The sequence below is a fragment of the Petrotoga mexicana DSM 14811 genome (assembly GCF_002895565.1).
Lineage (GTDB): Bacteria > Thermotogota > Thermotogae > Petrotogales > Petrotogaceae > Petrotoga > Petrotoga mexicana.
In genome coordinates, this window is record NZ_AZRN01000014.1 from 58,385 (window position 1) to 73,384 (window position 15,000).

The 15,000-nt window shown below is 31.8% G+C and carries 18 protein-coding genes; 14 read left to right on the top strand and 4 right to left on the bottom strand.

Translation table 11 applies throughout. The features are described 5' to 3' along the window. Window position 1: 1 nt before the first annotated feature. From X927_RS04855 to X927_RS04870, 4 genes are all read right to left on the bottom strand, one after another. On the bottom strand, window positions 2-526 hold the full coding sequence (locus tag X927_RS04855) for a methyltransferase domain-containing protein (RefSeq protein WP_103076978.1): 525 nt from the start codon (window positions 524-526) through the stop codon (window positions 2-4). Between the two features lie 35 nt (window positions 527-561). Then, window positions 562-1,056, bottom strand: coding sequence for an adenosine-specific kinase (locus tag X927_RS04860; RefSeq protein WP_103076979.1), 495 nt, complete (start codon window positions 1,054-1,056; stop codon window positions 562-564). 132 nt (window positions 1,057-1,188) lie between these two features. Next, window positions 1,189-1,659 carry a YbhB/YbcL family Raf kinase inhibitor-like protein gene (locus tag X927_RS04865; protein ID WP_103076980.1) on the bottom strand — a complete coding sequence of 157 codons (471 nt, stop codon included), beginning with the start codon at window positions 1,657-1,659 and terminating at the stop codon, window positions 1,189-1,191. 122 nt (window positions 1,660-1,781) lie between these two features. Next, complete coding sequence (locus tag X927_RS04870; RefSeq protein WP_103076981.1) at window positions 1,782-2,372, bottom strand: DUF2179 domain-containing protein; 591 nt, start codon at window positions 2,370-2,372, stop codon at window positions 1,782-1,784. Between the two features lie 112 nt (window positions 2,373-2,484). Here X927_RS04870 and X927_RS04875 point away from each other — a divergent pair, with 112 nt between their 5' ends. The 14 genes from X927_RS04875 to X927_RS04940 form a co-directional block, all read left to right on the top strand. After that, the gene (locus tag X927_RS04875; RefSeq protein WP_103076982.1) at window positions 2,485-3,996 is read left to right on the top strand and encodes a hypothetical protein; all 1,512 of its coding nucleotides are present in this window, start codon (window positions 2,485-2,487) and stop codon (window positions 3,994-3,996) included. Window positions 3,997-4,019: 23 nt separating this feature from the next. Further along, entirely contained in the window at window positions 4,020-5,366 is a 1,347-nt protein-coding gene (locus X927_RS04880) for a hypothetical protein (protein WP_103076983.1), read from the top strand. Between the two features lie 119 nt (window positions 5,367-5,485). Then, on the top strand, window positions 5,486-6,160 hold the full coding sequence (locus X927_RS04885; protein ID WP_103076984.1) for a response regulator transcription factor: 675 nt from the start codon (window positions 5,486-5,488) through the stop codon (window positions 6,158-6,160). Beyond that, a complete protein-coding gene (locus X927_RS04890) occupies window positions 6,123-7,472 on the top strand; it encodes a sensor histidine kinase (protein WP_103076985.1) in 1,350 nt (449 codons plus the stop codon). Before X927_RS04885 ends, X927_RS04890 begins: the two co-directional genes overlap by 38 nt. A 19-nt stretch (window positions 7,473-7,491) precedes the next feature. Continuing rightward, entirely contained in the window at window positions 7,492-8,625 is a 1,134-nt protein-coding gene (locus X927_RS04895; RefSeq protein ID WP_103076986.1) for a cysteine desulfurase family protein, read from the top strand. Between the two features lie 37 nt (window positions 8,626-8,662). Then, window positions 8,663-9,547, top strand: a complete 885-nt coding sequence (locus X927_RS04900; protein ID WP_103076987.1) for a YicC/YloC family endoribonuclease — start codon at window positions 8,663-8,665, stop codon at window positions 9,545-9,547. A 126-nt stretch (window positions 9,548-9,673) separates the two neighbouring features. Continuing rightward, entirely contained in the window at window positions 9,674-9,961 is a 288-nt protein-coding gene (locus tag X927_RS04905) for a DUF370 domain-containing protein (protein ID WP_012207955.1), read from the top strand. Between the two features lie 2 nt (window positions 9,962-9,963). Further along, window positions 9,964-10,572, top strand: coding sequence for a guanylate kinase (gene gmk, locus X927_RS04910; protein WP_103076988.1), 609 nt, complete (start codon window positions 9,964-9,966; stop codon window positions 10,570-10,572). A 26-nt stretch (window positions 10,573-10,598) separates the two neighbouring features. Then, window positions 10,599-10,817 carry a DNA-directed RNA polymerase subunit omega gene (locus X927_RS04915; protein ID WP_103076989.1) on the top strand — a complete coding sequence of 73 codons (219 nt, stop codon included), beginning with the start codon at window positions 10,599-10,601 and terminating at the stop codon, window positions 10,815-10,817. Between the two features lie 161 nt (window positions 10,818-10,978). After that, on the top strand, window positions 10,979-12,253 hold the full coding sequence (gene serS, locus X927_RS04920; protein ID WP_103076990.1) for a serine--tRNA ligase: 1,275 nt from the start codon (window positions 10,979-10,981) through the stop codon (window positions 12,251-12,253). 6 nt (window positions 12,254-12,259) lie between these two features. Beyond that, window positions 12,260-12,958: a 16S rRNA (uracil(1498)-N(3))-methyltransferase gene (locus tag X927_RS04925; RefSeq protein WP_103076991.1), complete on the top strand. Its 699-nt coding sequence runs from the start codon at window positions 12,260-12,262 to the stop codon at window positions 12,956-12,958. Between the two features lie 15 nt (window positions 12,959-12,973). Continuing rightward, window positions 12,974-13,810: a mechanosensitive ion channel family protein gene (locus tag X927_RS04930; RefSeq protein WP_103076992.1), complete on the top strand. Its 837-nt coding sequence runs from the start codon at window positions 12,974-12,976 to the stop codon at window positions 13,808-13,810. A 301-nt stretch (window positions 13,811-14,111) separates the two neighbouring features. Beyond that, the gene (locus X927_RS04935) at window positions 14,112-14,789 is read left to right on the top strand and encodes a MotE family protein (RefSeq protein WP_103076993.1); all 678 of its coding nucleotides are present in this window, start codon (window positions 14,112-14,114) and stop codon (window positions 14,787-14,789) included. A 2-nt stretch (window positions 14,790-14,791) separates the two neighbouring features. After that, window positions 14,792-15,000, top strand: a 209-nt coding sequence (locus X927_RS04940; RefSeq protein WP_146026578.1) for a hypothetical protein, incomplete at its 3' end; no start/stop codon positions are given.

The following is a 15,000-nucleotide window of genomic DNA, read 5'->3' on the forward strand; positions in this document are numbered from 1 at the left end:
TCTATTTTGTTGGCAATTCGCTTGAATCATAAACATAGATACCGTTTTCATATTTTGAATATTTCCAGTTTGGGAACGTCCATTGATTTGAAATTACTTTTGATCCAGGCTTGAGTTCTTTTTTTAACTTATTTTCTAATTCATTCATCGCAAAATCCACTTGAAAAACCGTTATAATATCGAATTTAGACAAATCTGCTTTCCAAAAGTTTTTCCAATGAATAAATGCTTTTCCTTTTAATCCGGCTCTTCTAATATTTATCCTCGAAATCAAGACTAAAAAAGGATTTATCTCAAAACCATGAGCTTGTGCACCTTTTTCAGCAAAGGCTATAACAACACGGCCATCACCCGATCCTAAATCTACCGAGATTTCGTCTCCTTTTATTTCTGCCATATTAACCATTTTTTCGACATCTCGTTTTCTACTGGGATCGAATATCGCGCCTTTTAATGAAAAAGGAATTACCCAGAAAAAAAGTAAATATAATATTAATAATGATAAAATTGTAAAAAAAATCCACATGTTTTCCCCTTTATTTCATAAACTATATAGCGAATTTACCACCTTTTGTACTTTGTTACTTCTCGCAAGAAGATTTTCCTTTTTTCTCTATCAGCTTCTTTTTCTACACCTACTGGAGGATATCCGTCTATTACTCCTAATATACCCCTTCCCTGATCACTTTCAGCTACAATTATTTGTAAAGGATTTGCTGTAGCAGCAAAAATATTAAGTACTTCTTGGACATTCAATAGTTGATTTTTTATGTTTATAGGGAAACCATTTTTGATAATTAGCACAAAACAATGACCCGCTCCTATCTTTTGAGCGTTATCGATAGCTACTTTAATTAACTCTTCATCGTTACCATCGTATCTTACAAGACGTGGACCGGAGGCCTCATTGAAAGCTAATCCAAATTTTAAAGAGGGGTTTGTTGTAACTATACTTTCATAGATATCTTCAACAGTTTTTATGAAATGCGATTGCCCTACTATTATATTCGTATCTTCGGGAATATCTAACTGTACAACATCGAGTTTTAAGTCCATCTTTCGCCTCCTGATTATTTTTTCGAAAATATTAGATTTAAAAATTTTAAAAATTTATTTATAGCGCCCCTTCACACCGCTCCCCACCCATAAGGAAAACGGAGCTTTCATTCCTCTCCCCACTCACTAAGATTAATCTCTTTTATACAATCCTACAATTTCTGTTTCTTCGATTATATGACCTTCCATAGCTTTCAATAAATCTTCTTTTTTGGTGTTTTGAGGTAAATCCAATGTTGTATCTAATGCGTAAAGTTTAAAGTGATAATGATGAACCCCATGTCCAACAGGAGGACAAGGACCCATGTATCCAGTTTGATGAGCACTGTTTTTCCCTTGATTTAATGTAAGAGGATGAGTTATTGAGTATTCTTTTGGGATCCTTTCAGGAATCTCGTCAACTAATTCAATGTTCCATGCCACCCAATGCACAAAGGTCCCCTTTGGAGCATCTGGGTCATCCATTATCAACGCCAAAGATTTTGCTTCATCGGGAATTCCCTCGATTAACAATGTGGGGTTAACATCCCTACCCTCGCAGGTATAGGTGCTTGGTATATAATCGTTATTTTTAAAAACTGGTGAGGAAATTTTTAAAGCCATATCAATATCCCTCCTTCCAACGATAATTTAAAAGCAATTAACAACTTTAAAAGTTACACTATAATTATACCATAAAAATACTACACTTCTGATATCGCTATCCAAACCCCTACTTTTATAAGCTACTTCCCTTTTCTAGTGAATCTATTTCTAAATTCGAAATTAACGTTTTGTACTGGAAAAATCCCCTTGTTCACCCCACGAACCTCTTCGATTGAATAAAAAGCATTTGGATTGAATTCATTAACTATGTCTATAATCTTTTTTAAATCTTTCCTCCTAACCACGCTGTATATAATTTTCACAGGACCTTTAGATCCTTTCGCATCTATACTAGTTACTCCAAAACCCTCTTTATTCAAATAATCAACCAAAGGTTGAGCTTCTTTGTTGGTTATCACTCTTACTAAGTTTGTTCCAATAGCTATTTTCTCTTCCAAAACCGTTCCTAGATAATTTCCAGTAGCAAATCCCAAGGCATAAGCTATCGCATAAATAGGGTTATCCAAATTATTCATAACTTGAGAAATAGCTATAAGCCATATAATTATTTCAAAAAATCCTAATACGGATGCCCAAAACTTGATACCTTTTGAGATAAAGATGATCCTTATCGTCATCAGACTTACATCGCAAAGCCTCATAGCAAAAATTATAATGGGAAAAATTACTAGAGAAAAAAAGGTAGATTCCATAAAAGAAGAAACTTCCACTACATCTTCACCCCTTTTAATATTGATTATTTTTTGTTAACTCAAAATATCTTATCATATTTAAATGATATAATATAGAAAAATAAATAAAATTTGGAAAGGAGATATACTTTTGCGAAAAATAATTCTACTTTTTATTTCTTTGACTATCTTTAACTTGCTGTTTTCTTTGAACGTTGATTCATTCTTGAAGTCTGTAGAATTAGTAGATAGCAAAGAAAAGGTTGTTTCATTTTATTTCACTAACGACTCAGAGAGTAAAATTAATATACACATTAGTTCGCTTTTAGAGAATTCCTCTTTTGAAGTATCGTATCCAAGTGAAATTAGTTTACTTCCCTATAAAACAAAAAAAGTTGATTTTTTAGTTAAAGGTTCCGAAATTTCACAAGGTACTCATGTTCTTGCTTTTTCTGTATTGGCTGATGATAATTTACCAATAGATTCAGAGGTAGCTAAAATTAGTTTTCCAATTATTATAAAAATTGTGGATATAAATACTTCGAATATGCAAATTTCTTTAGATATGTATTGTGATACCCCATTTTTTTCAAGCAAAGATAAACTAGGCACCTATTTCCCATTACAACTATCCAACAGTAGTAATTTGGAAGTTAATGTCTGGGGAACTTTTTCTTTGTATGAATTAAATGACGAGCAATTGATTTTTCAAAAATCCCTTTTTAAAGACCAGTCTATAAATCTCTTACCTTATACTAACAAAGAAGGTAATATTTTTATTGAAAAATATTTAGCTCCTGAAGAATACAAGATTAGAGCAGAGATATATTATGGTTATAAAGATTATTTTCAAGAAAAATACGTTTATGAAAAAGAATTTAAGATATCAGAGAATGTATACAAAGAAAGGAATGTAGTTAACGTAAATTCAGATCCAAATCAAATTTATATAAAAATACCTAAAGAAATGAGCCCTAGGGAGTATATCACGACTCCGGTAGAATTCTCTTTGGATGTAGTTAATAATGATTTTTTAGAGATCAACGTTTTTTTTGATTTTGAATTGGAAGCAGACGAACAAAGCCTTTATAATAGAAAAACAAACAATAAATATTTATCTATAACCCCTAAGGAATTATCAATACCTAAATACCAAAGAGTGGAAACAAAACTAATAGCAGATTACCGAAGATCAAATTTGGTTGAATTAACCGGTGAATACTATACTAATTTGACTCTAATTGGAGAAAGTAGCGAAGGAACAACAACGATTCTAAGTAAAATTAATATTCCAGTAACAGTAGATTTTGGAGATAATGTATATAACTCAGAATCAAAAGTATACATCAAGGAGAATAATATTTTAAACGATTTTTATAATAATATAACAATCAATTTTGAAATAGAAAATACTGGAAACTCATCTGTTAATTATGATATCTACATGAAAAAATGGAATTCTACTACAAATAATCAGGTAGGGAACACAATTATATTAAAATCCAAACAATTACTATTACCTGAACAAACAAATGAATTCACAGAGAAATTAGTTACTGAATTAGGTGTAGATAAAATTCTAATAGAGATTATTACAAGTAAAGGTACTAATCCCAATGAAATAATCAAAGTTGATAATTACTCACTAAAGATCCATAGATAAAATAAAAAGGGTGGTTCTAAAAGTTGAAAAAAGTTTTAATATTAATAATAGTCGTCTTTTCAGCCTCTTTTTACTTTTCAAATATTCATTTGAGTTTCAATGAAGCACCGCTTGAAGAAGTACTACAAAAACTTGAGGAAGTTAGTGGAAGCATTATCTTAACAAAAGTCAACACTTCAGGGAAAATTACCAAAGAAATAAATACTTTAGATTTGGAAAGTGCTTTAGATATTATCTTATATTCTACCGATTATGAATACAAAAAAGTAGGACATAATTTGTATTTGGTGGGAGATTTCGACTTAATAATTCAAGAATCAGTACAAAATGCTACAGAGATTAACTTCAAAAGTTTAGAAATAACAAAAATATCAAATATTCTGATGCTTTTAAACCAAAAAGTTAGAAAAGTCCCCAACTCGAATAGTATAATTTTGTTTGGCAAAGACGAATTGTCGTCTGAAATATTAGATTTTTTCAATTTTTTGGATGATAACGCAGGAAAAAATAAAGTGATCACATATTCATCTTCACACAAAATTTCAAAAAATCTCTATGATTATTTAATCTGTTTAGAAAAAAACTATGGCGACTCTTCACTTAAAAGCAAGGATGCCATAGGATTCTTAGAATCAAATTTTTCGCTCCTTACGGATCTAGAAAAAGTTGAATTTTATGAGATCTTTGATATAAATAAAGCAGATGTTAATTTTAAAGAAAATATTAACAATTATTATTTGATAAAAAAAGATGAAGAATACCGTGTTTTAGTTACATCTACGTTTAATCTAGAAAACCTAACAGTCGAAGAAAAAACAAAAAATGTCTCAAATTTAAAAACCAACCTCGGAGTAAGTTATCAATTTGATTCTAACGAGATTATATCCAGTATTTCTTTGCAGTTCAACAAGTCTTACTTTAAAATCTCCTCCAACTTCAATAACAACTTTAAATTTACCTATAAAACAACCTTGAATGATCGTGTTAGAATTGGAGCTATACTGAAAAATAAAGAAGATCTGATAAATGTATCTTTTTTATTAGACGATTACGAAGATTTCAATAATTTTGGTTTATACGGTATACTTCAGGTAAACAGTCAGATAGAAGATCTAAATAGTATTTTAGTAGATATAAACGAATTAACCTACGATTTAGTGGCTGTAAAAACTTATACACTTGGTGAGAAACAAACCTCAGAATTATCTTTATATCCAGGATTTGGTCTCTCAATAAGTAAAGAAAATCAACCATCTATATACTTTAATTTCGGAGCTCAGTACGCTTTTCCTTTTCAAAAAAGCAAGGTTTTGCTTTCTTACTTATTTCATCAACACTTACACACTATAAGTTTATCATTCGAATTTTAACCGTGTTGGGCAGAAGGGTGAAACCATTATTCAACCTTCCTTAGAGGGTGGGCTGCGGGGCGAAGGGGCGCTATTAAAGTTTTTAAAGACATTATTTTCAACTTTGGGGAGGATTACAAATGTTTAGAATTTTAGTAGTAGAAGACGATAGATCCATTTCAAGGCTTTTAGAGTTGGAATTAACCCATGCAGGCTATAACGTAAAAATAGCAAAAGATGGAGATGAAGCATTAAAATTTTATGAAAATTTTAAGCCTGATATTATATTATTGGATATAATGTTGCCCATAAGAGATGGATTTGAGGTTGCCGAGGCAATTAGAGATTACGACAATGATATTGGAATAATAATGATCACAGCCAGAGGGGAGTTAGAAAGTAAAGTTAAAGGTTTAAAAAATGCTGATGATTATGTGGTTAAACCTTTTGAAATAGAAGAAATATTGGCAAGAATAGAGGCTTTATTAAAAAGAATGGGCAAAACTAAAGAATTGATAAAAGTTGGAGACATAGAGATTTACCCTCAAAACATGGAAGTTCTTGTGAATAAAAAAAATGTTCACTTGAGTCTTACGGAATTTAACATACTCAAGCTATTGGCTCTCAATAAAAATATAGTTGTCTCAAAAGAAAAAATTTTGGAAGAGATTTGGGGATACTACGATGAAGAAAACAACAACTTAGTTGAAGTATACATCAATTATTTAAGAAAAAAATTGAAAAATTCTGCGCAAAATATAGAAACTGTGAGAGGTGTTGGCTACGTTATTAGGGAGAAAAAAAGTAAAACATAGTGCGATTTTTAGGCAAACAATTGTTTTCACAGCTATTACTATGAGTATCGTATTGGCGATTGTTGGCCTAGTGAGGATCGTTTTTGTACAATTCACACTTCAAAGTTACAACGACATGTATATAGCACAATTGAATGTAAGTGGATTGAACAGAGAAAATGCCAAAAATCCTCAAGATCCTATAGAATTACTTTACCAAATTATGCAGGATTCAAGTGTATTGAGAAGAAGTTTATTATCAAACAGGATAGTCATTTTGGATGGACAATTGATTTCAGACCCATATGGTTTGATAAAGGAAAATTTTAAAATTCCTAGGTTACCGTATCTTTATGAATCTGATGGTATGTACTACATCTTTGCAGGTGTCCCAATATTTGGTTCATCCCTTTTAATTGTCGGTGGACCATCTCTTGAACTAACAGCGCTTTTGAAAAACTTTGAAAAAGCAGTTTTTGTAATAATAACGGCTGGTTTTTTTATATCGTTATTAGTATCGTATTTTTTAGCTAAAAGCACACTTAAACCTGTAGTCAAAATGGCAGAACAAATATCTGAAATAGATGCCGATACCATTGATAAAAGGATATCCGAACAAAAATCCCAGGAATTTGATATCTTCGCACAAAAATTGAACTCAATGTTGGACAGAATCGAAAATGCTTTTGAAATACAAAATCAATTCGTTTCAGATGTTTCCCATGAGTTGAGAACACCTTTAACTTCTATAAATGGTTACATTAAAATGCTGAAAAGATGGGGGAAAAACGATCCCAAAATTATGGAAGAATCGCTGAACAGTATAGAAGCATCAAACGAATATTTAAGGGATCTAGTTGAAAAACTTTTGCTTCTAACTAAGAACGATTATCAAATCAAAAAAGAAAGTATAGATGTTAAAAATGTAATAGAAGAAACTTTGAATCTTTTTAAATTAGAGTTGAGTGAATTCAAAATAGATATACAGGGAGAAACTTTCACAGTAAACAGCTCTAATGAATACCTTTCTTTAATCCTCAAAATATTCATTGAAAATGCAATAAAATACTCATCAAATCAAAAAGAAATAATAATAAAATTAGACCCCGATCAAAAGAGTATAAGCATTCAAGACCATGGTATTGGTATAGAACCGACAAAATTAAAAAACATCTTCGAAAGGTTTTACAAAGTGGACCCTTCTCGAAGCGATAAAGGACATGGATTAGGATTATCAATAGCAAAAAAACTAGCTGATGCGTTAGATATTGAATTAAAAGCATATTCTGAATTAGACAAAGGTAGTACTTTTACGCTGATCTTTTTGAAGTAACTGTAAGGAGGAATATAACTTGATTTATTTTGACAACAATGCAACCACCCAAGTTGACAGCCAGGTTGCTGATTTGATTTTGAAATATATGGCAGAATACTACGCAAATCCCAGCTCTATTCATCAATTTGGCGTAAATATTGAAAATGATTTAGAAGAAGCAAGAGAGCAAATTTCCGAAGTGTTTAAAGTTTTACCCAAAGAGATATTTTTCACCTCATGTGCTACTGAATCAATAAATTGGGTTCTAAAAGGAGTTGCAGAAGCTAACAAAAATAGAGGCAAACATATTATAACCTCGACCATAGAACATTCTGCCGTTATTAACACACTCAAACAACTAGAAAGGAAAGATTTTGAAGTATCCTATATAAATGTGAATGATAAGGGAGTAATAGATTTAAATGAATTGTCAAAAAGCGTAAGAGAAGATACCATATTAGTTAGTTTAATGGCGGCAAACAATGAAGTCGGTACCTTGGAACCTATCCAAGATGCCTACAAAATAATAAAAGAAAAAAACGAAGAAACTTACTTCCATATTGATGCTGTACAAGCTATCGGTAAGATACCCTTTGATTTGTACAAATACAAATGTGATTTCGCTTCCTTTTCTGCCCATAAATTTCATGGCCCAAAAGGCGTAGGTATTTTTTACAAACGTAGAGGAACAAGAATATTTCCCTTCATAACAGGTGGTTCCCAAGAAAATGGGATGCGAGCAGGGACACAAAATGTACCAGGAATCATTGGCACGGCTTTAGCTTTGAAAAAATCGACCGAAAATCTTGATAAGATGAATTCAAATATAAAAAATATTAGGGATCATCTAGCCGACGAATTACTAAACATGGGAGCAAAAATAGTCACTCCCTTAGAAAATTCTGTTCCAAATACATTAGCTTTTTTCTTTCCTAATGTAAGAGGAGATATTATTGTAAACGCCCTCTCAGAAGAAGAAATTTATGTATCAACCACTTCAGCTTGTTCAAGTAAGATTAAATCTTTTAGTAGAGTTATGGAAAGTATGGGATACAAAAATGACGAGGCAAGTGGTATGATCCGAATTAGCTTATCTCACTTGAATAATGACGATGAGGCCGAATTATTCTTGATTAAGTTAAAAAATGTCTTGAATTTTTTGAATTATTAATTTTTTAATGTATAATAAACATAAAGGGGGCGAAATTATGAGAAGCATGACCGGTTATGGGAGAATAACAAAAAATATCGGTGATTATAGTTATAATATAGAAATAAAATCTCTCAACTCCAAAAATCTAAACATCAATACTTCAATCTCACCTTTATTTTCTCCGTTAGAATTACATATTCAAAATTTGGTAAAAAAGTACTTCAAAAGGGGAACCTTGAGAATTTCAATAGATATAAAATTATTGAAGACAGACAACATAATCGATGTTGACTTAGGGTTAGCTAAGGCTTATTACAATGCCCTCAACAATTTGATCAACGAATTACATTTAGCAGATGACGTTAATTTAGAAGATTTGTTAAAATTCAAAGATATAGTCAAAATTTCCATTGATGAAAAAACTATCGATGACATTTGGGAAGGCATGAAAGAAGTTTTAAAAGAAGTAATCGAAACAGTATTGAGGTACCAAAAGGAAGAAGGAAAAGATCTAAAAGACTTTCTTACTGGTTATTTGAATGAACTTGAAGATATTGTTATTAAAATAGAAGAAAACGCTCATCAAATGAAAGAAAAATACAGAGAGCAGTTAAAACATAACGTTAATACTTTGATCAGTAATATAGATAATATCGATGAAAATAGGTTAGAAATGGAAATAGTATTATTAGCAGAAAGAGCAGACATCAGCGAAGAATTAGACAGGCTAAAAAGCCACATTAAAAGATTTAACAATTTCTTGGAAAATGAAAATAATAACGACAGTATTGGGCAAGAACTAGATTTTATCTGTCAAGAAATGCATAGGGAATTTAACACCATCGCCTCCAAGTCAAAAATTTTAGATATAACTAACCTTTCCTTGGAAGGGAGAACTTTAGTTAATAAAATTCGAGAGCAAGTTCAAAATCTTCATTAAATTATTTATTGAATTATGGTAAATGATCAAAAATATCGTAAAGGAGTACGGATAGATTGTATATTAAAGATATTTGATGGAAGGATGGATCTAAGCTAAATATTTTTGCTGGTGGAGGTGCTCTTCATGTATGGATTGATCAACATAGGTTTTGGAAATATCGTTGTTGGTGATAGGGTTATAGCCATTGTTTCGCCTACTTCTCAACCCTTAAAAAGATTAAAAGAAATCGCAGAGCAACAAGGAAAGCTATTAGAGGTAAACCACGGAAGAAAAACTAGAGCATTTATAATAACCGACTCTGGCCATGTTATAGCCAGCGCAATCCAACCAGAAACGATTACCAACAGATTTTTGCAGAACTATTATGACATTGAAAAAGTTTTAGATAAAATACGCAAGGAAGTACTATAAAAATGGACGGATTGTTTTACATCGTTAGTGGACCATCAGGTGCAGGAAAATCTACATTGATAAAAAGTGCTTTAGACAAAATTATTGGTTTTTCTTTCTCTGTTTCCTATACCACAAGAGAAAAAAGACCTGGAGAAATTGACGGAAAAGATTATTTTTTTATCGATAAAAACACCTTTTTTAAAATGAAAGAAGATGGAGAATTTCTCGAGTGGGCTGAGGTTCATGGAAATTATTATGCCACATCCAAAAAATTTATTGAGGAAAAGTTAAAAGAAAGTCGAGGCCTTGTTTTAGATGTCGATGTTCAAGGAGCTCTAAACATTAAAAAAATTTATAAGAACGCTATCTACATTTTCATTTTACCTCCCTCCAATGAGGATCTGGAAAAAAGACTAAGAAAAAGAGGTACCGAATCACAAGATTCTTTGGAAATAAGGCTGAAAGATGCAGAATGGGAGATTTCTCATATGAAAGATTTCGATTACGTAATCGTAAATCAGGAGGTCGAAGAATCAACAAATCAATTGATTTCTGTTCTTGTGGCAGAACAACTAAAAAGAGAAAGATTTGATGATAAAACTCCGTTTTTTTTTAAAAAACAATTATGAATTTTTATATTAAGAGGTGAAATCACATGAATTTGGGAATAAATTACGATAGAATATTAAATAGAGCGAAGTATAAATATGTAATTCCTATTATTGCAGCTAAAAGGGCTGAAACTCTAAAAAACTTAGATGAACTGAAAGGGATTACTGAAAAAAAAGACTACGTAAGTATTGCCTTAAAAGAATTAGAAGAGGGTAAGATACAAGTTAAAAATTCAGCTTTATTAGATAGTTTAAGTAAATAGTCGACTACCCTCAAGGGTAGTAACTTGTAGGAAACTACGAATAAAAAGATAGTCGTGAACGGGGCAAAACTATTATCTCTTTTTCCTTAGACGGGAGCGGGGCGAAAGGGCGCTAAATCAATTTTTAGAACTTTTTAAAACATCCATTTTGGGAGGGTAAAATGTTAGACTTAAAATATATCAGAGAGAATCCACAAGAAATAAAAGAAGCTTTAATAAAAAGAAACAACGAAACTTCTATCATTGATGAAATTATCTCTCTCGATGAAGAGAGAAGAAAATTGTTGCAACAAATTGAAACTCTTAGAGCCCAAAGAAATCAAAATTCTAAATTAGTTGCTAAATTAAAAGCCCAAAAGAAAAATGATGAGGCTGAAGAAATAATTATCCAAGGGAAGGAACTCTCTGAACAAATAAAAAATCTAGAATCAGATTTAAAAAACATTGAAGACAATTTAAATTATAAATTATTATGTGTGCCTAATATTCCCGACAGCAGCGTACCCGTTGGAAAAGATGAGAACGAAAATCTCGAAGTGAGAAGATGGGGGAAACCACGAGAATTTGATTTCGACCCAAAAGCCCATTGGGATTTAGGCACTGAATTAGACCTCTTAGATTTTGACAGAGCAGCTAAACTAAGCGGATCTCGATTCACCATCTTAAAAGGTGACATAGCCCGTTTAGAGTTAGCCTTAATCAACTTTATGATCGACTTACATACCAAAGATCACGGTTACACCTTTATACTACCTCCACATCTAGTTACAAAAGAAACTATAACCTCATCAGGTCAACTACCGAAATTCGAAGATGATTTATATAAAACTTCGTTGGATCAAATGTACCTTATTTCTACTGCAGAAGTTTCTTTGGCAGCTTTACATAGAAACGAAACCTTAGAATTAAATTCCCTGCCTTTAAAATATGTTGCTTATACACCCTGTTATAGGAGAGAAGCCGGTAGTTATGGAAAAGATGTAAGAGGAATGATCAGGCAACACCAATTTGATAAAGTAGAATTATTTTGGTATACAACCCCCGAAGAATCCTCTCAAGCACTAGAAGAATTAACAAGTCACGCAGAAAAGGTGTTGCAACTGTTGAATTTACCATACAGAGTGGTTGCACTATGCACTGGAGATTTAGGTTTTGCAGCTTCCAAAACTTATGACTTGGAAGTATGGTTACCTAGCTATAATGATTATAAAGAAATATCATCATGTTCAAATACAAAAGATTTTCAAGGAAGAAGAGGAAACATAAGGTACAGGAACAAAGAAAACAAGCTAAATTTTGTTCACACACTAAATGGTTCAGGATTAGCGGTTGGAAGAACTTTAGTAGCTATAATGGAAAATTATCAAACAGCCAATGGCAAGATAGAAATCCCTGAAAAACTCATACCTTACATGGGGAAAGAGTTCATAGGTTGATTATAAATGCCAAATACATTTTACGGGAAAAAAGTAAATGAAGAAATTATTCTAAACGAAGAAGAAACTGCACACTTAAAAATAACAAAAAAAGTCGAAGGGGAAGTAATAAAAGTAATAACGGGAGATGGCTTATTATACACTGCAACAATTGTAAAAATAGGTAAAAAAGAAACGATCCTTGAAATTATAGATAAGGAAAAACCACAAGAAGATTACAAACCACATGTATCAGTATATTTAGGCATGAGTAAATGGGATAGAATGCACTTACTGTTAGAAAAAATGGTTGAATTAAGGGCGAATACTTTTTATCTTTACAGAGGGGAAAAATCGGATATAAATTATAAAAATTTGAACAAGTTTCAAAGGGTCATAATAGAAACATCCAAACAAACTGTTTTTGCCAATATCCCTCAAATTAATTTTGTAAAATTCAAGGAAATTCCTAAGAAAGACACTATAGTAATGGACTTAGATGGAAAAAATGACAACGTAGGAAAAGTCTTAAAAGAGTTAAAAGGTAGCCAAAGAATAAACTTAGTTGTTGGTCCAGAGTATGGATTTTCAAAAAGAGAAAAAAACTTTTTTTCTACAAACGAATTCAAAATTGTCAATTTGGGTAAAAGTATCTTCCGTTTTGAAACTTCTGCTATATATGCAATGAGTATTATAAACTATGAATACAACAGACTATTTATTTAATGGGGGGTATTTAAAATGCCAGAATGGCTTCAAACAACTATTAATTATCTAATAAGAATCGGTATTAGCATTGCAATCCTCTTTATCGCTAGGTACTTAGCAAAACTTATATATAAAATCGTAATAAACACAGCAGAAAAAAGTGGAAGAGTAACGCTTCAATACAGAAAATCTCTAATGACGATATTGAACATAGCTATGTATACCTTAGGTGGTTTTATCATTATTTCTGTAATTTTTACTAACCTTAGCGCATTTCTTGCTGGATTAGGAATAGGTGGTATAATAGTCGCTTTTGCAGTACAAGAACCTCTTGGTAACTTAATCTGTGGATTTTTAATAATGTTGAATCATCTAGTAGTAGATGGTGAAGGTGTAGAAATAAATGGAATATCTGGATCAGTAGAAGAGATAAACGTGAACCATGTGGTCATAAGAACATGGGATGGGAGAAGAGTTCATCTTCCCAGTAGAGAAGTTTGGTCAAGCAAGATCATTCATTATTGGCCCTCCAACATAAGAAGAAACGAGGTAAAAGTTGGAGTATCTTATTCATCCGATTTGAACAAGGTGATAAATGTAATAGATGAAGCAGTACGATCAGCCGAATTAGTGCATATAGATGATGACCATCAACCAATGATCCTTTTCGATGGATATGCCGATTCCTCTATAAATTTCGTTGTAAGGTTCTGGGCAAAACAAGAAAATTTCCTCGCTTCGTCGATGGATGTAGCAAAATCAATTAAACAAAAATTCGAAGAAAATAAAGTCGAAATACCTTTCAACCAATTAGACCTCCACATAAAAGATGTCCCCACTGAAATAACCCAAAACAAAGAAAAAATTTAAATTATACAAATTTTTAAAGAGGCGGTGTAAACCGCCTTTCTTAATTTTACAGCCTTGTGCAAAAGTTTTTTCATAATGCTTTGAAATAACTTCCATATTCTCATAAGGGTCAATTGTGGGCTAACTGTGGGTCGGGCTGCGGGGCGAAGGGGCGCTAAAATACTTTTTACTGATTTGTGCAAAAGATGAGCTTAATGGTTATATTTCACTGTTTTTTGGGTTCTTAGGGGTGAAACCCCTAAGCGATTAGGAACATCTCATCATTATACAGAAAAATATTAGTGTAAGGAGGAAATTTTCCATGCAAAATAAACAAAAAGAAAAACCAAAACCCAAAAAAAGATCGGGAAGAAGATTCTTTAGGATTATATTAATTTCTGTAATTGTGATAATTTTTCTCCTAGGATTTGGTTACATCTACTTTGAATATAACAGACTTTCTTACTTAAATTTGAATCTTCAAAATAGTTGGAGAAGTTATATGGCTTTTTTAGTCGATTTTGTACCAGGACTAAGAAATTTATCCAAGTATGAATATTTAGAGATTTCTGATCCCTTCTATTTACAAAAGGAATTGTTAGACACCAAGCTCAAGGCTATACAAGATGAAATAGAAAGTTTAATTGCCGAACAAAATGAATTACAAAAACTCTTAGAGCAAGTTTCACAAGAAAGTGCAAAGTTAATGGCTCAAAGAGAAGAATTAGAAAAGCTAAATCAAGAATATCAACAAAAAATTGACCAATACAACGATTACAATGCCAGAATAAATACCCTAGCCAATTGGCTAGCTAGATCAACCCCTCAACAAATTGCCAACGCTTTAAGTAGAGAAGAAGTAAGTGTGGAGTTACTAGTTGATGCACTCGCAACCCTTGAATCAAAATCAGCCGCTGAAATACTGCAAGCTCTTGCTCTTGTTAACCCACAAAAAGCTGCTGAAGTAATAGCCAAAATGGGAGAAAAAAGGAGCGAATAATTTTGAACATTGCCTTAACTGATCTTATAACAAATTTACCTAAATCAAAAAACATTAGTCATTTTACTGCGAATGCATCTAATGCTAAATTAAAATCCTTTGACCAAAAACTTCAAGATATTTTTAGCAACATAGAAAAAGAACGTCTTGGTTTTAAAAACTCTCCTCTGCCTGAAAAAGAAGTAATAAAAAATAATAATAATAATAATAA

Coding starts and splice junctions, on each gene's coding strand:
- X927_RS04935 (WP_103076993.1), top strand. CDS start 14,112: ATGCAAAATAAACAAAAAGAAAAACCAAAACCCAAAAAAAGATCGGGA.
- X927_RS04925 (WP_103076991.1), top strand. CDS start 12,260: ATGCCAAATACATTTTACGGGAAAAAAGTAAATGAAGAAATTATTCTA.
- X927_RS04860 (WP_103076979.1), bottom strand. CDS start 1,056: ATGGACTTAAAACTCGATGTTGTACAGTTAGATATTCCCGAAGATACG.
- X927_RS04905 (WP_012207955.1), top strand. CDS start 9,674: ATGTATGGATTGATCAACATAGGTTTTGGAAATATCGTTGTTGGTGAT.
- gmk (WP_103076988.1), top strand. CDS start 9,964: ATGGACGGATTGTTTTACATCGTTAGTGGACCATCAGGTGCAGGAAAA.
- serS (WP_103076990.1), top strand. CDS start 10,979: ATGTTAGACTTAAAATATATCAGAGAGAATCCACAAGAAATAAAAGAA.
- X927_RS04900 (WP_103076987.1), top strand. CDS start 8,663: ATGAGAAGCATGACCGGTTATGGGAGAATAACAAAAAATATCGGTGAT.
- X927_RS04915 (WP_103076989.1), top strand. CDS start 10,599: ATGAATTTGGGAATAAATTACGATAGAATATTAAATAGAGCGAAGTAT.
- X927_RS04865 (WP_103076980.1), bottom strand. CDS start 1,659: ATGGCTTTAAAAATTTCCTCACCAGTTTTTAAAAATAACGATTATATA.
- X927_RS04855 (WP_103076978.1), bottom strand. CDS start 526: ATGTGGATTTTTTTTACAATTTTATCATTATTAATATTATATTTACTT.
- X927_RS04930 (WP_103076992.1), top strand. CDS start 12,974: ATGCCAGAATGGCTTCAAACAACTATTAATTATCTAATAAGAATCGGT.
- X927_RS04885 (WP_103076984.1), top strand. CDS start 5,486: ATGTTTAGAATTTTAGTAGTAGAAGACGATAGATCCATTTCAAGGCTT.